Here is a 19,159-nt window from a genome sequence, read left to right as displayed (position 1 = left end):
TGGTCAGCAACACTTCCTAAGCGCTGGCGGGAATAGTGTCACCGAACGTTGGTTCTATCGCCAGCGCCAAACGTAGGCTTCGCCTCGTCTACTTCAAGTTTCCGTGAGTACGACCGATACCCAAGAGACTAAGACACTACTTTCGCTCCTGGAGCCCATCGTGCGCTTGCGCCTTCTAATTCTTGCCTGCCTGCTGGCCCAACCGGCCGATGCTCTCACGTTCCAGACACGTCTGGAGCGGGCGCAGTGGCAGGTGGAAGGCGATCAGTTCGAGTGCCGTCTGACGCAGCCGGTGGCCGGTTTCGGCGCAGGGGAATTCGTGCGGCGAGCGGGAGAGCAACCAACGTTCCGTTTGCAGTCACCTGAGCGCTGGTTGGGCAACGGCTCGGCGACGCTGCTCGCGGCCGCTGCCCCCTGGCAGCCAGAACGGAGCGATATCAATCTGGGCGTTGTTGCTGTAGCGGGTGGCGAAATCCCATTCAACAGTTCGCAGCTACAGGCCGGCCGTCTGCTCAGCGGGCTGCTCGAAGGGCGGAGTCCAGTGGTGCGTCACTACACACGGCAGGGCGGTGAAGCGCTGGAGGTGCGGTTGCTGCCCGCACGTTTCGGCAAGGCCTACGAGGATTTCCGCGCCTGTACGGCGAAGCTGTTGCCGGTCAATTTCGAACAGATCCGCCATTCGCAGGTCGGGTTTCCCACCGGTGACGTCGCGCTCGATGCCCTGGGGCAGGCCAAGCTCGACATCATCCTGCAGTTTCTCAAGGCCGATCCGAGCGTCAATCGAGTCCAGCTCGACGGTCACTCTGACAACAGCGGTAATCGCCTGACCAACCGCGACCTGTCCCGTCGCCGGGCGTTGGCGGTCGAGGAATATCTGATCGCCAATGGTGTGCCAAAGGAACAGATCACGCTACGTTTTCATGGTGAGCGCTATCCGTTGGTTTCCAATAGCAGCGCGGCTAACCGAGCCAAGAACCGGCGGGTGACCCTGCGCTTGGAGCGTGGTCCTGCGACCACCACAGCCGCTGCCGAAGGCAACGCTCCGTCGTCCTGATGCCGAGCGACGCTCACGCCCCTGTAAAACAAACGTCGCGACCAGTAGAATCCCCGCTTTCCTTACAATCCCGGGAGTGGATGGCAATGGCCGACGTAAAGAAGGTAGTCCTGGCGTATTCCGGTGGCCTGGACACCTCGGTGATCCTCAAGTGGCTGCAAGACACCTATAACTGCGAAGTGGTGACCTTTACCGCTGACCTCGGCCAGGGCGAGGAAGTCGAGCCAGCGCGTGCCAAGGCCAAGGCCATGGGTGTCGAGGAAATCTACATCGACGACCTGCGCGAAGAATTCGTTCGCGATTTCGTCTTCCCGATGTTCCGCGCCAACACCGTTTACGAAGGCGAGTACCTGCTGGGTACGTCCATTGCCCGCCCACTGATCGCCAAGCGTCTGATCGAGATCGCCAACGAAACCGGCGCCGATGCCATCTCCCATGGTGCCACCGGCAAGGGTAACGATCAGGTGCGCTTCGAGCTGGGCGCCTACGCGCTCAAACCGGGTGTCAAGGTCATTGCACCCTGGCGTGAATGGGATCTGCTCTCGCGCGAGAAGCTGATGGACTACGCCGCCACGCACGAGATTCCGATCGAGCGCCACGGCAAGAAGAAGTCACCGTACTCCATGGATGCCAACCTGCTGCACATCTCCTATGAAGGTGGCGTGCTGGAAGACACCTGGACCGAGCACGAAGAAGACATGTGGCGCTGGACCCGCTCCCCGGAAACCGCGCCGGACACCCCGACCTATATCGAGCTGACCTATCGCAAGGGCGACATCGTCGCTATCGACGGCAAGGACATGACCCCGGCCGAGGTACTGACCTACCTGAACAAGGTCGGTGGCGAGAACGGCATCGGGCGCCTGGACATCGTCGAGAACCGCTACGTCGGCATGAAGTCGCGTGGCTGTTACGAGACTCCCGGTGGCACCATCATGCTCAAGGGGCACCGCGCTATCGAGTCGATCACCCTCGACCGTGAAGTCGCTCACCTGAAAGACGAGCTGATGCCCAAGTACGCCAGCCTGATCTACAACGGCTACTGGTGGAGCCCGGAGCGCAGCATGCTGCAGCAGATGATCGACGCCTCCCAGATCAATGTGAACGGTGTGGTGCGTCTGAAGCTCTATAAGGGCAACGTCATCGTCACCGGCCGCAAATCGGACGATTCGCTGTTCGACGCCAACATCGCCACCTTCGAGGACGACGCTGGCGCCTATGACCAGGCCGATGCCGGTGGCTTTATCAAGCTCAACGCGCTGCGCATGCGCATCGCTGCGAACAAGGGCCGGACGCAGTTCTAACGACTGCCCATGCCTGACCATGACCCCGGCCACGAGCCGGGGTTATGCTTTCTGCACCTTTAGACGCCTTGCTGAGGAGACAAGACCATGAGACTGCTGCATACCATGCTGCGAGTCGGTGACATGGAGCGATCCATCGCCTTCTACACCGAAGTGCTGGGCATGACACTGCTACGCCGCAAGGATTACCCAGAAGGGAAGTTCACGCTCGCTTTCGTCGGCTACGGCGATGAAGCGCATAACAGTGTGCTGGAGCTGACCCATAACTGGGGCGTCGACCAGTACGATCTAGGCAATGGTTACGGCCATATCGCGTTGGAAGTGGAAGACGTCTACAAGGCTTGCGAGGATATCCGCAGCCGCGGCGGCAGGGTCACCCGCGAACCTGGACCGATGCTGCACGGCAGCAGCATCCTCGCGTTTATCGAGGACCCGGACGGCTATAAGGTCGAACTGTTGTCCCCATCGCGCCGCGATTGATCTGGCCGGCAAAAGAAAAGCCCCGAATCGCGGGGCTTTTTCACTTCAGAGATCGAAGTCGAAGTCATTGAGTTGCTTCTGCAGACGGCGCTCTTCAAGCAGGTTGTCGATAATCCGGCGCTTGGTCAGGTTGGTCTTGGCCACTTCGACCGGAGCCTCTGCAGTATCGTCTTCGTCATCAGCGACGAAGTCATCTTCAATCTGGATCTCTTCTTTCTCGGACACTTGGCTTACTCCACGGCTAAGGCGCGCTGTTGGCGCACCTTATAGCGGCAAAAGAGAAGGCCGTAAAAAAGATTTTTTCAATCAGGCGATAGCTTTTCTACCTGACTGATCAATCGTCCGAGGTCTTATGCTTGTACTCGCAAAGATCTTCGATGCGGCAACTGCCACATTGCGGCTTGCGGGCCTTGCAGACGTAGCGCCCGTGCAGGATAAGCCAGTGATGGGCATCGAGCAGATACTCTTTCGGGACGAACTTGACCAACCGGCGCTCGACCTCCAGCACATTCTTACCTGGGGCGATGTTGGTGCGGTTGGCGACGCGGAAGATATGTGTGTCCACTGCCATGGTGAACTGGCGAAAGGCGGTGTTGAGCACGACATTAGCCGTCTTGCGGCCTACGCCAGGCAGGGCTTCGAGGTCCTCGCGATTGTCCGGCACCTGGCTGCCATGTTTCTCGATGAGGATGCGACAGGTCTCGAGCACGTTCTTCGCCTTGCTCGGATACAGGCCGATGGTCTTGATATAGCTACACAGACCGTCGTAACCCAGCGCGTATATGGCTTCCGGTGTATTGGCAACAGGGTAGAGCTTGGCCGTTGCCTTGTTGACGCCGACGTCCGTGGCTTGAGCCGACAGGATCACTGCGATCAGCAGTTCGAAGGGCGTGCTGTAGGCCAACTCGGTTTTCGGCTCGGGGTTGTCTTCGTGGAAGCGACGAAAGATTTCCCGGCGTTTCGTGGCATTCATCGGGCAAAGCCTACGGTCTTCATTCGATCGCCCCTGTGACGCGAACGCGACGGCTCTGTACTGGTTCTGCCGGCTGCTGGGCCTTGGCCCGCTCGGCCAGTTGCAGGTCGATGCGGTTCTTCAGAGCGATCAGCAGGCCGAGCACGATGAACGCGCCGGGCGGCAGGATCGCCAGTAGAAAGCCCTTGTAGTCACTGAAAAGGGTGAGCTGCCAGTCGGCGGCGATCGGGCCGAACAGCAGATGCATGTTGGCGAATAACGCGCCCGTCCCGAACAGTTCGCGCAAGCCACCCAGCACCACCAGCACCAGGGCGAAACCCAGACCCATGACGAGCCCATCGAAGGCTGCGATGAGTGGATTGTGTTTGGCCGCGAAACCATCGGCGCGGCCAAGGATCACGCAATTGGTGGTGATCAGCGGGATAAAGATACCGAGAATCTGATACAGCTCGTAGGTGTAGGCCTGCATCAGTAGCTCGATGCAAGTCGTCAGCGCCGCGATGATCATCACGAACGCCGGCAGGCGAACGGCTGTGTTGACCACACCGCGCACCAGCGACACGCCGATGTTCGAGCAGATCAGTACGAGTGCGGTGGCAAGGCCCAGCCCCAGGGCATTGACCACTGAATTGCTCACCCCGAGCAATGGACAGAGGCCTAGCAGTTGGACTAGCGCGGGGTTGTTTTTCCACAGGCCGTTGATGCTCAGTTCGCGATAGCTGGGATTGCTCATGGTGTCTGGCCCTTCTGTTCGGGCTGCGGACTCTCGGTCGGCAACGCGTCACGGGTTGCGGCGGCGCCGGCGCGCGAATGGGTGGTGACATCGGCGGGTTCTGCCATGTCCTCCAAGGCCTGCTCCGGTGTAATTGGGTTACCGCTGGCATTGAGCAGCTCGGCCTTGTGCGCGTCGAAGTACTGCAAGGCCCGATGCACTGCGCCGACCACTGCGCGCGGCGTGATGGTAGCGCCGGCGAACTGGTCGAACGCGCCACGGTCCTTCTTCACGGCCCAACCGGACTCGTCTGGGTCGGTCAGTGAACGGCCGTCGAAGCTGCGGATCCAGGAACTCTTGGCCAGTTCGATCTTGTCGCCTAGGCCGGGTGTTTCGCGATGACCGACCACCCGTACGCCGGCCACTCGTCCATCCGCGCGTACGCCGACGAGCAGCTGTATCGCACCGCTGTAGCCATCAGGCGCGATGGCTTGGAGAATCACCGCACTGGGCTTGCCGTCCTTGCGGGCGATATAGGCCGCCAGCGGCTTGCGGGTGCCGAGCAGTGGATCGTGCACCTCGATGCTGCTGTCGAGCAGCTGGTTATCGTAGCTGTCGCGGGGCAGAATTTCGTTCAAGGCACTTAGCTGCGCGGCACGTTCGGACGCCTGGATGCGCTCGGCAGTGAATTGCTGCAGCAAGGTCACGGCACCTACCGTCACCACGGCGAACAGGCCCAGAACCAGGCTGTTCTTGAACATTGAGCGGCTGAGTTCAGGAACAATCATATCATTCGCCCACCTTGAAACCGCGCTCGGCCTTGCGGTGGCCGTAGGTGCGCGGGCGGGTGTAATAGTCGATGGTGGGGGCGGCCAGGTTCATCAGCAGCACGGCGAATGCCACGGCATCCGGATAACCGCCCCAGGCGCGGATGACATAGACCAGAATGCCTACCCCGGCACCGAAGATCAGCCTGCCTTGATTGCTGGTGGCGCCGCTCACCGGATCCGTCACGATGAAGAATGCGCCAAGCATGGTGGCGCCGCTGAGCAGATGAAACAGCGGCGAGCCGTGGCTGTCGGAGCCCGAACCGTTCCAGAACAGCAGGCTCATCAGCGTGAGCGCGGCGAGCATGCCCACCGGCGCATGCCAGCTGAACAGGCGCTTGTGCAGAAGGAACAGGCCGCCAGCCAGGAATGCCAGATTGACCACTTCCGAACCGATTCCGCCGAAATGGCCGAAGGCCGGGTTCGCCCAGAGTTCCTCGACCGTCAGGCTCTTGTTGACCTTGAGCACGTCGAGGGCAGTGGCCTGGGACCAGCCATCGGGTAGCGAAGCGATGCCGAGGATCTGCTGTAGTCCGGCACCCAGGCCGACGCTGTGCGGCACTGGCCAGGTGGTCATTTCCACGGGGAAGGAAACCAGCACCACTACGTAGCCAATCATCGCCGGGTTGAAAGGATTCTGCCCCAGTCCGCCGTAGAGCTGTTTGCCAAAAGCGATGGCGCTACCCGTGGCAATCAGGGTCAGCCACCAGGGCGAATAGGGGGGGAGCGCCAGAGCCAGCAGCACGGCGGTGACCAGCGCGCTACCGTCGCGCAGGAAGAATGGCACCGGGCGTTGCCGAAGCTTGAGGATCAGCGCCTCACAACCAAGCGCGACGGCGCTGGCCCAGACCAGGTTGATCAATGTGCCGGCGCCATACAGCCAGGTCAGTACAATTGCGCCGGGCAGCGTGGCGGCCAGCACCAGCAACATGACCCGTTGGGTGCGGTTGTTACCCTTGGTGTGCGGTGAAGTGATGCGGGGCAGGGCCATTGGCTCTCCGGTCGAATGCTGATTAGGGCGGTTGATGTCGCGCCACCCAGGATGGTCACGCCAGGGGCGTGTCCACTCCTATAGAATCGGTGTATTCCTGCAGCTTGCGTTCCGCTTCGCTCAGCCGAAGCTTGGCGGCCTCGATTGCGCTGGCTTCGCTGGCCTCGTCACGCTCCAGCTTACGTAGGTCGGCACGGGCGAAGGCAACGTCGGTCTTTAGCGCGCGAGCCTGCTCGTCCACCGGACGTTTTTCGGTACGAACCAATTCTGGTGCGGGCTTTCCTGAATTTTCTTCGGCGTCATGCAGCGCTTGCTCGGCGCTGGCCAAGCCATCACGGAGCTTGCTCAGTTCGGCCTCTTCGGTGCCTTGCTTTTCGGCCTTTTTCAGCTCGGCTCGCTTCATCGCCAGTTCGATCTTGGCTTTCTTCAGGGGCTCGTCGCCAGCAGGCTTGGCCGGGGCGGCAACACCTGCGCTCTGCTGCGCGGAGGCGAGCGTCCGTTCGGCGTCGGTCAGTTGGCCCTGGAGTTTGCTCAGTTCCGCCTGCTGGTCCGTATCCAACGTTTCGAGTTTTTCCAGCTTGCGAATCTGTGCCCGCAGCATGGCCGCTTCGATCTTGGCCTTCTTCAGGGCCTCGTCGTCGGCCGGCTTGGCCGGGGCGGCGGCAGGTGCGCTCTGCTGCGCGGCGGCTATGGCCTGCTCGGCCGTGGCCAGTTGGCTCTGAAGCTTGCTCAGTTCGCTTTGTTGGTCTGTGTCCAGCGTTTCGAGTTTCTCCAGCTTGCGAATCTGCGCGCGGAGCATGGCTGCTTCGATCTTGGCTTTTTTTGCGGCCTCATCGGTAGGTGGTGCTACCGGCAACGGTGCGGCGGTGGCGATTGCGTCGTCCAGTGCCTTTTGCGCGGCAGCTGCGGCCTGGCGCAATTCGGTGACCTGGGATTCAAGCTCCGGCGTCGCATGAGCGGCGAACTGCTTCTCGGCCTTCTTCAGGGCAACCTGGGCCATGCTCGCTTCGATTTTGAGCTTCTTCTGCTCATCGGACAGCCCGGCTTTGGTCGCCTGAACGCGGGCCACTGGATCGTCTTGACTGGCGGTCGCGCTGGCGTCGGCCTGAGCGGCCTTGGCTCGGGCGGCCCGCTCAGCGCGTGCCTTGCGGTCGGCTTCCTTCTGCTCTTCGGCGCGTCGTAGGCGGTCCTGGCGCAGTTCGAAGCGCTGTTTGGAGTGCTCGGCCTTTTGCTGTTTCTGCTCCAGTGTGCGAATTTCGCCCTTGGCGGCGCGGTAGTACTGCACCAGCGGGATGCTCGACGGGCAGACATAGGCGCAGGCGCCGCACTCAATGCAGTCGAACAGGTTATACGCCTTGAGCTGTTCATGCTCCTGGCCCAGCGCGAAGAAATGCAGCTGTTGCGGCAACAGGCTGGCTGGGCAAGCCTCCGCACACTCGCCGCAGCGAATGCACGGCAGCGCCGGAGGCGGGGGCGGCAACTCCTCCAATGTACTGGCAAGCAGACAGTTGGTGGTCTTGATCAGCGGGACATCCATCGAGGGCAGAGTGAAGCCCATCATCGGCCCACCCATGATCAAACGGTTGAGCCTGTTCTGTTCGAGACCTGCGAAGGCCAGCAGCTCCGCGACCGGTGTTCCGATCAACACCTCGACGTTCATCGGCCGTGCCAGCGCCTCACCGGTCAGCGTGGTGATACGCGAAATGAGTGGCTTGCCCAGCAGCACCGCATCATGAACGGCCACACAGGTCCCGACGTTCTGGCAAAGCATGCCGATGTCCGCCGGCAGGCCGCCGCTGGGGACCTCTTCGCCAGTCAGAATCTGAATTAACTGCTTCTCGCCACCGGAGGGGTATTTGGTCGGAAACACCTTTACGACATAGTTGCGCTCACCGATCGCCGTGCGCACGGCTTCGATGGCTTCGGGCTTGTTGTCTTCAATGCCGATCAGTACCTGCTCCGGCCGGATCAGGTGCGCAAGGATCTCGATGCCAGCGACCAGTTGCGCGGCTTTCTCGCGCATCAGCAGGTCGTCGGCGGTGATATAGGGCTCGCATTCGGTCCCGTTGATGATCAGCGTGCGGATCTGCTGACCGGGAGGGGTTGTCAGCTTGACGCCAGTGGGAAAGCCCGCGCCACCGAGGCCGCTGATGCCTGCCTGTCGAATCAGCTCCAGCAGGTCGCGAGGTTGCATGGCCTGGTAGGCCGTTTTCGGCTCCAGTTCGATCCACTCGTCCTGCCCGTCACTGTCGATGACGATGGCAGCGCTGGGCATGCCCGACACGTGCGGGTAGGGCTGAGGGCCGATGAAGCTGATGGTGCCTGAGGTGGGTGCATGTACCGGCGCGCTGACGAAGCCCGTGGCCTCGGCAATTTTCTGTCCCTTGAGCACTCGTTCGCCCAGAATGACGCAAGGCTCGGCCGGTGCGCCAAGATGCTGGGCAAGCGGCACCACCAATCGAGTGGGCAGCGGCGCTTGCTGGATCGGCGTCCGGTTGGACAGGTCTTTACGCTCCGGCGGGTGAATGCCGCCATGGATATCCCAGGCGTTCAGCGAAGTCATGCGGCCTGCCCCCGGTCACTGGCGATCAGTTGGCCCGGCATCAGCGGTTGATCCCACTTCCAGCTCTGCAGGTTGCTGCCAACTTCGATCATGTCGATACAGTCCACGGGACAGGGCTCAACGCACAGATCGCAGCCGGTGCACTCGGAAACGATGACCGTGTGCATCTGCTTCGCCGCGCCGACAATGGCGTCGACCGGGCAGGCCTGGATGCACTTTGTGCAGCCGATGCACTCGGCTTCGCGGATATAGGCGACGCGGGGCGGGACTTCACCCTCGACGGCGTCCAGCGGTTCTGGCTCGACATCGAGCAGATCGGCCAGGGCCTGGATGGTCGATTCGCCGCCCGGCGGGCACTTGTTGATTTTGTCGCCGCCGGCAATCGCCTCGGCGTAGGGTTTGCAGCCTGGGTAGCCGCATTGGCCGCACTGCGTCTGTGGCAGTAGCGCATTGATCTGTTCGGCGATCGGGTCGCCTTCCACGCGAAAACGCACCGCGGCAAAACCGAGGATCGCGCCGCACACCAGACACAGCGCCAGGAGCGAGAGAACGGCAATCACAACCAGACTCATAGCTTGATCAACCCACTGAAGCCCATGAACGCCAGCGACATCAATCCGGCGGTGATCATGCCGATGGCAGCGCCCTGGAAAGACCTTGGAACGTCGGCAATGGCGATGCGCTCACGCATGGCGGCAAACAGCACCAATACCAGCGAGAAGCCCAGACCGGCGGCAAAACCGTTAGCCGTGGCGGTAATGAAGGTGAACTCGGTTTTGTTGGCGTTGAGCAGGGCGACACCGAGCACGATGCAGTTGGTGGTGATCAACGGCAGGAAAATCCCCAGAACTCGGTACAGCAGTGGACTAGTCTTGTTCACCACCATTTCGGTGAACTGCACTACGACGGCGATCACCAGGATAAAACTGATGGTGCGTAAGAATTCGAGGTCCAGCGGTTTCAACACGTACTGCTGAATGATGTAGCTGCACATTGCTGCCAGGGTCAGGACGAAGGTCGTAGCCAGCGAGAGGCCGATGGCGGTTTCGATTTTCTTCGAAACACCCATAAACGGGCACAGACCGAGGAACTGCACCAGCACGAAATTGTTGACCAGGATGGCGCTAACCATGATCAGGGCGAGTTCGGTCATCGCGGGGTTCCTGTGGCGCTCTGCATGAGCCGAGGCTAAAAGGCCGCCATTATCGGGGAACCGGTGGTAGCCATACAAGGCCGCGACGGTCGGCGGCTTCTGCTCATGCTGCGGCTCGGTGACACATATGGAAATGCACCAGCCGTCCGCTCGGATATCAGCCTGCCATTTGCTGTGGTCTGATAGGGTGAGGTCGCAGCTTTCAGATGGAGCGGCTGCTGGAGGTGTTCAATGAATATTCGAATGGCGGTCCTATTGCTCGGACTGGGATTCGGCACCCATGTGTGTGCTGATTCGCGGGGTGGCGTGTGGTTCTACCAGCCGGACGGCGGCAGCTATCGAGTCGAAAGCCGTTCGTACCAGTACGATCCTCGCAGTCCATACTCTCACTACCGGCAATATCCGCAGAATCTGCCGCCGCGCTATCAAGGGCAGCTTCCTCCGCAGTATTACGATAGGCACCGTGGGTCTGATCGGCACCGCTGGAACCATGGGCGCCGGGGTGAGATTCGCCAGTTTCAGCGTTGGGACAATGGACGCAGGTCAGGATTTGACCATCCCCACCGCTTACGCCAGGACCGTCCGCAGAATTTTGGTCGACCGCCCCTGGTCCGCGATGGACGCGATTATCGGCACCAGCGGCGTGGCTTCAACGATCGCCATTACCGCTGAGTGTTTCCGGGGTCAGCACACCGGGCATGGGGCGAGCGAGGGCAGACTGGATAGCGTCGGTCTGCGGCGCTCGGCCCCACCTTCGGCCCTTGGCAATCGCCTCTACGCTTCAGTCTTCAGCGATTTCTCCAGCGCGGATCGCGCTTCTCCAGGAAGGCGTTGACCCCTTCAAGGGTATCCTCGGCATCGAACAGATCGACGAAGGCCTCCCGCTCGGCGGCCGCGAGGCTAACGGGCCCGCGGCTACGCATCGAATCGATCAGCGGTTTGATCGTGCGTACTGCAACTGGGCTCTGACGCGCAACACGAGAGGCCAGCAGCAATGCATAACCGCGCGCTTCGCCAGGTTCTACGACTTGTTCCACCAGACCGATACGCAGAGCCGTATCCGCCGTTACCCGCTCACCACAGAGGATCATTCGCTTGGCCCAGCCTTCGCCCACTAGCCAGGCGAGCGCTTGTGTGCCGCCGGCGCAGGGCAGCAAGCCGACCGAAGCTTCCGGCAAGCCGAGCTGAGCCTGTTGTTCGGCAATGCGGATATCGCAGGCCAATGCACATTCGAGGCCGCCGCCGAGCGCGAAGCCATTGATGGCCGCTATCGATACCCCGCGAAACTCGCGTAGGGCTTCGAAGGCATCGCCGAAGCGCTTCGCCATCTCGCGCGCCCGGGTGCGGTCACCGTCGGCGAAGAGCTTGAGATCTGCACCGGCGCTGAAGAACTTTTCACCCTGACCGCTGATGACCAGTGCGTAAACTTCGTCATCATGGTTCAGATGTTCGACCACCTGCTTGAGGCCGATCAGTGAGTCGCGATCCCAGGTGTTGGCCGGCGGATGGTTGATGGTGATCAGTGCGGTATGGCCATGCTTTTCCACGGTCAGCTTGTGGGTCAGGTCGAAGACTCCGGACTTGTAAGGTTCAACTGCGGTCGTGCTCATGATGATGGTCATCCTCGTCGGGATTCGTTGCGTGCGCCTCGTCTGCATCAGATGCGCGAATAGCCCGTGTGTTGCAGGACGGTCGTCGTGACAGAACAGGCTGCCTGTAAGACAAGTCTAGGCGCGATCACTCCCGCCAGGGCGGGGCGTCGTATGGGAGGGCGGGATGCTATCGCGGGGGCGGACGATGCTTCCGGGGCCGGGTGTTGATTCGATGCGTCTGGAGCGGCCTGGGTCGACCCGTGCCGCTCCTCCCGCGTTTATTGCAGTGCCAGCGCTTGGCCACCGGCGCGGCGCTCGGCCTGCCATTCGGCGAGGGATGGCGCAGCCTGCTCTCCGGTCAGGCGGTGGACAATCTCGAAGTAATCCTGCTTGAAGCGGTCTTTGAGTACCTCCTCGCGGGGCTTGACCTTCACTGCGTACACCGTCTGCACATTCTGATGATCGAAGGCACGCCATTGCTGCTCGCCCTTGAGCAGGCTGTAACGATGGCCTTCGAGTGCTGCGATGATCCGCTCGCTGTCGAGACTGCGCGCGCGCGTCGCCGCATCGGCCCATTGATAGACGATGCTGTAGGCCGAAGCGGCCGAGCTGGAAGGGTGGGTCTGGTAACGCTCATCGTATCGTTCGACGAACTGCTGGCCCGCTACCGAGCCTTCCAGCTCCGGTACGCGCCAGGTCCACGGCTCGGTGCCCAGGACGCCGCGCATAATGTCGGGACCTGCGGTTTCGACCATGCTCAGCGTCAGGTTGGGGACGGCGACCTGCATCCTTTTGTTCAGGCCGAGTTCGTCGGCAATTCGCATTGCTCGAACCAGATCTTCGCCGAATAGCACCAGCACAAGCACTTCAGCGTCGCTCTTGGCAACCTGGGTTAGGGCCTCACGGTAGTCAGAGAGGCGCGCGCCGGGAAACGCAGTTTTAATACCGGGGTGCTGGTTGCTGTTCTGAGTGTTGGTCGCCTGGCGCAGAGAGCTTTCGCTGGTATGGCCCCAGGTGTAGTCGGAAGTGATGTAGAAGTAGCGCTTGTTCGGCAGGTTTTTGTTCAGATACTGCCCCAGCACCTGCGCGCTCATCCAGGCGCTGTTGCATTCACGGAACAGGTAACGATGGGCATCCTTGCCTGTCGTGTCGTTGGAATAGGTGAGTGTGCCGAAGTAGAGCAGACCGCGCTCCTTGGCGCGCTTGCCAGCGGCAATCGCGACCGCGCTCGAGGCGCCGCCGAACAGCATGGCAGCGCCTTCGTCGGCCAGTTTGTCGACGTTTGCCACGGCCTTCTCCGGTCGCGACGCCGAGTTGCGGCTGGAAAGCTTCAGTGGCCGACCCAGCACGCCTCCCTTGGCGTTGATCTCGTCGATCGCCAGCAGAGCGCCGCGCATTTGCGAGAGGCCTTCTTCTTTATAACTGCCGGTTCGCGGGTAATTGAGGCCGAGGGTGATCGGCTCGGCAGCTTCGGCAGTCAGGCAGAAACCCAACCCCAAGGCTAGGAGGGTCGTCCGTTTCATTGCAGGATCCTTATTGTAGTTGTTGTTGGCGAGAGCCTTTTTTACTGCGCATCACCAGGGGCCGTCACGCTTTCATTGGTCGTATACCTGCGGTCGGTTAGCCAATTGTGCGGTGAGCGGCATTTCCACGGCGTGGCTGGCCGCAACCTTGCAAAATATGCGCTGCCAGGGGTGCGGCGGAGTGCGGGCATTGACTCTCCGGATCCCTTTCCTTAGGGTTCAGCGCCTCGGCAGATAGGGCAGCGCCATGACTCAGGGTGATCGCGTCAAACTCGAAGACAGCTGGAAGGCGGCTTTACAGAGTGAATTCGAACAGCCGTACATGAAGGAGTTGGGCGCGTTTCTGCGTCGCGAGAAGGCGGCAGGGAAAATCATCTCCCCGCCGGGCCCATTGATCTTCAATGCCTTGAACTCGACCCCGCTGGAACAGGTGCGGGTCGTCATTTTGGGGCAGGATCCTTATCACGGTCCCGGCCAGGCGCATGGCTTGTGCTTCTCGGTACAGCCCGGAGTGGCGCCACCCCCATCGTTGCAGAACATCTTCAAGGAACTCAAGCGCGACTTGAATCTGGACATTCCCCGCCATGGCCATCTGCAGCACTGGGCGGATCAAGGCGTGCTGATGCTCAACACCTCGCTGACGGTGGAGCAGGGCATGGCGGGGTCACACGCGAAGATGGGTTGGCAACGTCTGACCGATAGAATCATCGAAGTCGTCAGCGAGTGCCGTTCAAGTGTGGTCTTCATGCTCTGGGGCGCACATGCCCAAAGCAAGGCGAAACTGATCGACCCGACCAAGCACCTACTGCTCAAATCGGTTCATCCTTCGCCGCTGTCGGCTCACCGGGGATTCATTGGCAACGGTCACTTCAGCCGGGCCAACCAATTTCTCCAGCAGCAGGGGTTGTCGCCGATCGACTGGAAGCTCCCGGCCGACCTGTAAGATTGGCGCCGCGACCGCGGCGCCAAAGATAGCTGTAGCCTATTCTTTGCTGCCGTGCGCGGATGCCAGTTCCTGCGCATGCTGCAGATGCTGCTCCAGTTCTTTCAGCGTCGACTCGGCGTATTGTTTCAGCTCGGCGTTCTCACCACTCTTCACGTATTCGCGATACAGCTCAATGGTCTGCTCGTGGGCCGCTACTTGGTTATTGGCATAGGCCTTGTCGAAGTTCTCGCCATCACGCAGTTTCAGGATCATCGCCTTGGCCTTGTCCATGAGCGTCGCTTCGTCGGAAATCTCGAGATCATCATGCTGGCCGGCAAGCTCTGCGAGCTTCTGATTCGACTTTGTATGGTCGTCGATCATTTTCTGCGCAAAGGTCTTGACGTCTTCGGCCGTGCCTTTATCGAGTGCCAATTTGGCAGTTTCGATTTCCGCTAACCCTTTCGCGGACGCTTCATCGACGAAATTCTCGCCCTCCGCTGCCAAGGCGAAATTGGCTGCTACACCGAACAGCATGGCTGCGGTTCCCGAAAAGAAAGCTTTGGTCGTGCGGGTCATCGTTGTTCTCCTTCCTCTACCTGACAAGCGGGTGGACCGCGGCGTGGCCGCGGGCACCTGCGAGATGCGGCAAGAGCGCCGTCTATTTTGTGACCTGAGGCTAGAAGGAGCGGTTCCTCGCACTCCGGCGAGCGGTCATAGGAGATCGAGCAGGGTCAGGAGGCGGGTGCCGAGTGGCACCCGAAGACAGCTATTGCAGCATGCTCATCGCAGCGTCCATCGCGGCGGATAGATCTTCGTCTTCCTGCAGCAGGGTGTTGGGATCAAGTCCCAGCTTGGCGAACGCAGGAATCTGGTTCCAGTCGAGCTGCGTGAAGGGGTGCGAGGTGCCGATGTAGCTTTGCAGGGTCGCCACTTGAACGATGTCGACGTAATCCACCTTGTCGGACACACGAGAGAAATTCAGATGTGGGCCCGGAACCGCCGCGATCGCATCAGGAAACTCCCATGCGCGCAAAATCCTCTCGCCGACGACGGGATGGATCCGGTCGATGACGTGGTTGAGGCTTATTGAGTCGCTGAGCAGGGCGCTGTGCTCCTCCGCATAGGTGAGGATGGGCAGAATTCCTATCAGGTGTACCAGGCCTGCCAATGTCGCCTGATCAGCCGGCAGACGTGTGAAGTTGCGGCATAGCACGTGACTGATGGCAGCGATCTCGGTGCTTTTGTTCCATACCTCGCGCATCTTGCGGTCCACCACGTCGGTGGTGGCCTGGAACATCTGCTCCATCGCCAGGCCGGTCGCCAGGTTCGACGTGTAATTGATGCCGAGACGGCTGATCGCCATCTGCAGGTCGTTGATTTCCCTGTTGGTGCGCAGCAGGGGGCTGTTGACCACCTTGATGATGCGCGCGGTGAGGGCGGTGTCGTTGCCGATCACCTTGGCCAGCGTCGGGATACTCACATCCGGATCTTCCGCGGCCTCGCGGACTCGCAGGGCTACTTCCGGGAGGGTCGGCAGGACCAGCTCGTCGTTTTCGATCGCCTGCATCAGTTCCTGCTGGACCTTATCGGCAAGAGTACTCATGTCGTTCCTTATTGATGATTCTGTGTTGGCGTGACGGGCTAGCGCTGGATTTCTCGGTCTGCGTCTAGCGTATATGGCAAATCGAGCAGGGTCAGCGGAAGACCGTCCGGCGAGCCAAGGAATACCCGGCCGTCAGCCGCCGCGTCTTCCTGCAAGACCGCGAGTAACTCCAGCGTACCTTCTGCGGCTGCTGCCAGGACCACCTCGCCCACGCTGGAACCATGCACCGGAGAATACAGTTCGAGCCCCGGAGCCGGCACTTCGGCTTCGGCACTTTCAGCGGCAAGCCGGTACAGACGACGCTTTAGTTTGCCGAGGTACTGCATCCGCGCCACGATCTCCTGACCGGTATAGCAACCCTTCTTGAAGCTGACTCCGCCTAGCGCCTGCAGATTGATCATTTGCGGAATGAACAGCTCGCGGGTGCCGGCTACGACCTGGCCGACACCGGCGCGGATCTGCGCCAGCAGCCAGCGCTCGATCGATGCTTCGGGGAGCTGAGCGGTCAACCTTAGGCGTGTGGTTTCGGCATCTACCGCGCGGGTCCAGAGTTCGGCGCGCCCATCGGAGAGGCGGACGGCGATCAGCCCGTGCTCGGCAATCACCTGATTAGCTGTTTGCGAGAGATCCAGGCCAAGACTGAACAGCGCACCGTCGCCCCCGCTAAGCCCGAAGCGAACCCATTCAGTGCTTTCGTCATACAGCTTGGATTTTGAAAACGCGGCGTATTTGGCCAGATCGGCGCGCTGAGTTGGAACCAACTCGCGGTCCATCGCCAGCAGGTAGCCGTCGCCTTCCGGCAAGATGCGGAAGCTCGACTGCATCCGGCCTTTGGGCGTGCAGCGCGCACCGAGGCTCGAGTGATGGGCGTCAAGGTAATTCAAGTTGCAGGTCAGTTGCCCCTGCAGGAACTTGCTCGCGTCCGGGCCGCGTACAGCCAGGACGCCTTCGTGCGACAGGACGCAAAAAAAAGCAGTGTCGGTCATGACGAGTCGCCGTGAAGAAATCCGGACCGGCATCATAGCAGGACGTCGGCAAAACACAGCGTGCGCCAGTTGCCGCTCCGTGCCGTGATTGCTAATGATGTGCCGACCCGTTGCGCCAGTCGCTATAATGCCGGGCTTCAACTCAGGAGCATTTGCATGGTCGAACAATCCGAACTCAATCGCCTGTTTTGGCAGAGCCGCCGCGGCATGCTCGAACTGGACGTCCTGCTGGTGCCGTTCGTCAAAGAGGTCTATCCGCAGTTGAATGAGGAGGATCAGCGGCGCTACCGCAAGTTGTTGAGCTGTGAGGATCAGGACATGTTTGGCTGGTTCATGGAGCGCGCGGAGCCGGACGACGAAGATCTGCGTTACATGGTTCGCATGATCCTCGATCGTGTCCAACCCAAGTAATCAAATCTTCGAGTGTCGCTGGCAGGCGTCTGGCCTGTTGCTGACGCTCTATGTGGCGATACTTTTGCTGGCGGCCGCCGTCCTGCTGGTGCTGCCCGTTCCGCTTTGGCTCCAGGTGCTCGGTCTGCTGATCTGCCTGTTGCACGCCGTCTGGGCCATACCGTCGCATATCACGCTTTCCCGCAGCTCGTCCTGGCTCGGTTTACGGCATGATCAGCTGGGCTGGTCGCTCTGGAACCGGCGTGACGGTTGGCAGTCCATTCAGTTACGACCCGACAGCCTTGCGCTGCCGTCGGCGGTGATCTTGCGCTTCAAGCTGCCGGGCGACAGGTTCGCTCGTGGCCTCTGCATTCCCCGCGGGGCGATGTCGGCCGATCTGCACAGACGTCTGCGGCTCAGGCTGAAGTTCAGTCGTCGAAGGTGGGCGGCGCCAGGATAGTGTCCTTCGCTTGCGGAAGCTGCTCGGGATAGTCCAGGGTGAAGTGCAGGCCGCGGCTCTCCTTGCGCTGCATCGCCGAGCGGATCATCAGTTCCGCCACCATTGCCAGGTTGCGCAACTCAATCAGGTCACGGCTGACCTTGTAATTGCTATAGAACTCGTCGATTTCCCCCAGCAGCAGGCGCACTCGGTGCTGTGCCCGTACCAGGCGCTTGTTGGTCCGGACGATGCCGACGTAATCCCACATGAAACGCCGCAGCTCGTCCCAGTTGTGCGCGATGATGACGTCTTCGTCCGAATCGGTGACCTGACTCGCATCCCAGGTAGGAAGGACGTGCGGCGTCTCGATCGTTGGCAGCTCGCGGAGCATGTCCTGTGCGGCGGACTGTGCATAGACGAAACACTCAAGCAGTGAGTTGCTGGCCATGCGGTTGGCACCGTGCAAGCCGGTAAAGCTGGTTTCGCCAATGGCGTAAAGGCCGGGAACGTCGGTTCGGCCAGCCTGATTGACTACAACGCCACCGCAGGTGTAATGCGCTGCCGGGACCACCGGAATCGGCTCGCGAGTAATGTCGATGCCAAATTCCAGGCAGCGCTCGTAGACGGTCGGGAAGTGTGCCTTGATGAATTCCGTAGGCTTGTGGCTGATGTCCAGATAGACGCAATCGACGCCTAGCCGCTTCATCTCGTGGTCGATTGCGCGGGCTACGATGTCACGCGGTGCCAGCTCGGCGCGCTCATCGAAGCGCGGCATGAATCGTTCGCCGTTGGGCAGCTTGAGTACTGCGCCTTCGCCGCGCAAGGCTTCGGTGATCAGGAAGCTCTTGGCCTTTGGATGGTATAGGCATGTTGGGTGAAACTGATTGAACTCCAGGTTGCCGACTCGGCATCCAGCACGCCAGGCCATCGCGATGCCGTCACCGCATGCGCCGTCAGGGTTGCTGGTATAGAGGTATACCTTCGCCGCACCGCCCGTAGCCAGAACGACGAATTTTGCCTGAAAGGTATCCACTTCACCGGTTGCACGGTCCAGCACGTAGGCGCCTAAGCAACGTTTGCCGCTCAGGCCTAGCTTGCGCTCGGTAATCAGGTCGACGGCGACGCGCTGGTGCAGCAGGTCGATGTTGTCCCTGTCCTGGGTACGCATAAGCAGAGTATTGAAAATCGCGGCCCCGGTGGCGTCCGCGGCGTGGATGATGCGCCGATGGCTATGGCCGCCCTCGCGCGTGAGGTGGTATTCGAAGCTACCGTCTTCCCGGTCGGCTTCGTCTCTAGTGAAGGGCACGCCTTGCTCGATCAGCCAGTGGATGGCTTCGCGGCTGTGTTCAACGGTAAAGCGTACGGCGTCCTCTTTGCACAGTCCGCCACCTGCAACGAGTGTGTCGGCGACATGGGACTCGACCGTGTCGGTCGTGTCGAGCACTGCCGCGACGCCACCTTGAGCCCAATAGGTAGAGCCATTGGCCAGATCGCCTTTGCTCAATACCGCGACGCGTAGCGTGGCGGGCAGATTGAGCGCCAGGGTCAAGCCTGCGGCGCCGCTGCCTATGACTAGAACGTCGTATTGATAATGTCGGCTCATTTTGGATCTCACGTTGAGGCGGCCCCTAGTATATAGGCGCA

Annotated in this window: 20 protein-coding genes; 6 read left to right on the top strand and 14 right to left on the bottom strand. The window is 60.9% G+C overall.

Going from position 1 to position 19,159, the window contains the following annotated elements; all coding sequences use genetic code 11:
• The first annotated feature begins 160 nt into the window (after positions 1-160).
• From MCB86_RS10395 to gloA, 3 genes are all read left to right on the top strand, one after another.
• Positions 161-1,054 (top strand): OmpA family protein, encoded by an 894-nt coding sequence (locus MCB86_RS10395; RefSeq protein ID WP_045160990.1) that lies wholly within the window; start codon positions 161-163, stop codon positions 1,052-1,054.
• 86 nt (positions 1,055-1,140) lie between these two features.
• Complete coding sequence (locus tag MCB86_RS10390) at positions 1,141-2,358, top strand: argininosuccinate synthase (RefSeq protein WP_045160991.1); 1,218 nt, start codon at positions 1,141-1,143, stop codon at positions 2,356-2,358.
• A gap of 87 nt (positions 2,359-2,445) precedes the next feature.
• Positions 2,446-2,838: a lactoylglutathione lyase gene (gene gloA, locus MCB86_RS10385; RefSeq protein WP_239610811.1), complete on the top strand. Its 393-nt coding sequence runs from the start codon at positions 2,446-2,448 to the stop codon at positions 2,836-2,838.
• A 45-nt stretch (positions 2,839-2,883) separates the two neighbouring features.
• Here gloA and MCB86_RS10380 read toward each other — a convergent pair whose 3' ends face one another.
• The 10 genes from MCB86_RS10380 to MCB86_RS10335 form a co-directional block, all read right to left on the bottom strand.
• Entirely contained in the window at positions 2,884-3,063 is a 180-nt protein-coding gene (locus MCB86_RS10380; protein WP_045160993.1) for a hypothetical protein, read from the bottom strand.
• Between the two features lie 109 nt (positions 3,064-3,172).
• Positions 3,173-3,811: an endonuclease III gene (gene nth, locus MCB86_RS10375; RefSeq protein ID WP_045160994.1), complete on the bottom strand. Its 639-nt coding sequence runs from the start codon at positions 3,809-3,811 to the stop codon at positions 3,173-3,175.
• 19 nt (positions 3,812-3,830) lie between these two features.
• Positions 3,831-4,544 carry an electron transport complex subunit E gene (locus MCB86_RS10370; RefSeq protein ID WP_045160995.1) on the bottom strand — a complete coding sequence of 238 codons (714 nt, stop codon included), beginning with the start codon at positions 4,542-4,544 and terminating at the stop codon, positions 3,831-3,833.
• Positions 4,541-5,311, bottom strand: a complete 771-nt coding sequence (gene rsxG, locus MCB86_RS10365; protein WP_045160996.1) for an electron transport complex subunit RsxG — start codon at positions 5,309-5,311, stop codon at positions 4,541-4,543. The genes MCB86_RS10370 and rsxG overlap by 4 nt, the downstream gene beginning before the upstream one ends.
• 1 nt (position 5,312) lies before the next feature.
• Complete coding sequence (locus MCB86_RS10360; RefSeq protein ID WP_045160997.1) at positions 5,313-6,341, bottom strand: RnfABCDGE type electron transport complex subunit D; 1,029 nt, start codon at positions 6,339-6,341, stop codon at positions 5,313-5,315.
• Positions 6,342-6,396: 55 nt separating this feature from the next.
• Positions 6,397-8,904, bottom strand: coding sequence for an electron transport complex subunit RsxC (rsxC, locus tag MCB86_RS10355; protein ID WP_239610810.1), 2,508 nt, complete (start codon positions 8,902-8,904; stop codon positions 6,397-6,399).
• Positions 8,901-9,476 carry an electron transport complex subunit RsxB gene (rsxB, locus tag MCB86_RS10350; protein ID WP_045160999.1) on the bottom strand — a complete coding sequence of 192 codons (576 nt, stop codon included), beginning with the start codon at positions 9,474-9,476 and terminating at the stop codon, positions 8,901-8,903. The genes rsxC and rsxB overlap by 4 nt, the downstream gene beginning before the upstream one ends.
• Positions 9,473-10,057 carry an electron transport complex subunit RsxA gene (gene rsxA, locus MCB86_RS10345; protein ID WP_045161000.1) on the bottom strand — a complete coding sequence of 195 codons (585 nt, stop codon included), beginning with the start codon at positions 10,055-10,057 and terminating at the stop codon, positions 9,473-9,475. Before rsxA ends, rsxB begins: the two co-directional genes overlap by 4 nt.
• A gap of 788 nt (positions 10,058-10,845) precedes the next feature.
• Positions 10,846-11,667 carry an enoyl-CoA hydratase gene (locus MCB86_RS10340; RefSeq protein WP_239610809.1) on the bottom strand — a complete coding sequence of 274 codons (822 nt, stop codon included), beginning with the start codon at positions 11,665-11,667 and terminating at the stop codon, positions 10,846-10,848.
• A gap of 260 nt (positions 11,668-11,927) precedes the next feature.
• Complete coding sequence (locus MCB86_RS10335) at positions 11,928-13,172, bottom strand: ABC transporter substrate-binding protein (protein WP_045161002.1); 1,245 nt, start codon at positions 13,170-13,172, stop codon at positions 11,928-11,930.
• Positions 13,173-13,419: 247 nt separating this feature from the next.
• Here MCB86_RS10335 and ung point away from each other — a divergent pair, with 247 nt between their 5' ends.
• Positions 13,420-14,115: a uracil-DNA glycosylase gene (gene ung, locus MCB86_RS10330; protein WP_239610808.1), complete on the top strand. Its 696-nt coding sequence runs from the start codon at positions 13,420-13,422 to the stop codon at positions 14,113-14,115.
• Between the two features lie 39 nt (positions 14,116-14,154).
• On the opposite strand, the gene MCB86_RS10325 is transcribed toward ung, so the two are convergent.
• The 3 genes from MCB86_RS10325 to MCB86_RS10315 form a co-directional block, all read right to left on the bottom strand.
• Positions 14,155-14,673, bottom strand: a complete 519-nt coding sequence (locus MCB86_RS10325; protein ID WP_045161004.1) for a DUF4142 domain-containing protein — start codon at positions 14,671-14,673, stop codon at positions 14,155-14,157.
• Positions 14,674-14,863: 190 nt separating this feature from the next.
• The gene (locus MCB86_RS10320) at positions 14,864-15,700 is read right to left on the bottom strand and encodes an HDOD domain-containing protein (protein WP_239610807.1); all 837 of its coding nucleotides are present in this window, start codon (positions 15,698-15,700) and stop codon (positions 14,864-14,866) included.
• A gap of 38 nt (positions 15,701-15,738) precedes the next feature.
• Positions 15,739-16,686: a folate-binding protein gene (locus MCB86_RS10315; RefSeq protein WP_239610806.1), complete on the bottom strand. Its 948-nt coding sequence runs from the start codon at positions 16,684-16,686 to the stop codon at positions 15,739-15,741.
• Between the two features lie 156 nt (positions 16,687-16,842).
• Here MCB86_RS10315 and MCB86_RS10310 point away from each other — a divergent pair, with 156 nt between their 5' ends.
• Positions 16,843-17,097 (top strand): succinate dehydrogenase assembly factor 2, encoded by a 255-nt coding sequence (locus tag MCB86_RS10310; protein WP_045161007.1) that lies wholly within the window; start codon positions 16,843-16,845, stop codon positions 17,095-17,097.
• Entirely contained in the window at positions 17,081-17,536 is a 456-nt protein-coding gene (locus MCB86_RS10305; protein WP_045161008.1) for a protein YgfX, read from the top strand. The genes MCB86_RS10310 and MCB86_RS10305 overlap by 17 nt, the downstream gene beginning before the upstream one ends.
• On the opposite strand, the gene nadB is transcribed toward MCB86_RS10305, so the two are convergent.
• Positions 17,505-19,118, bottom strand: a complete 1,614-nt coding sequence (gene nadB, locus MCB86_RS10300) for an L-aspartate oxidase (protein ID WP_045161009.1) — start codon at positions 19,116-19,118, stop codon at positions 17,505-17,507. The genes MCB86_RS10305 and nadB overlap by 32 nt on opposite strands.
• Between the last annotated feature and the right edge of the window lie 41 nt (positions 19,119-19,159).

Source organism: Pseudomonas sp. KSR10 (assembly GCF_022355455.1).
In the GTDB taxonomy this organism is placed as follows: Bacteria; Pseudomonadota; Gammaproteobacteria; order Pseudomonadales; family Pseudomonadaceae; genus Stutzerimonas; species Stutzerimonas stutzeri_E.
The sequence above is the reverse complement of the archived record's forward strand: the minus strand, read 5'-3'. Positions and strand labels throughout refer to the sequence as shown.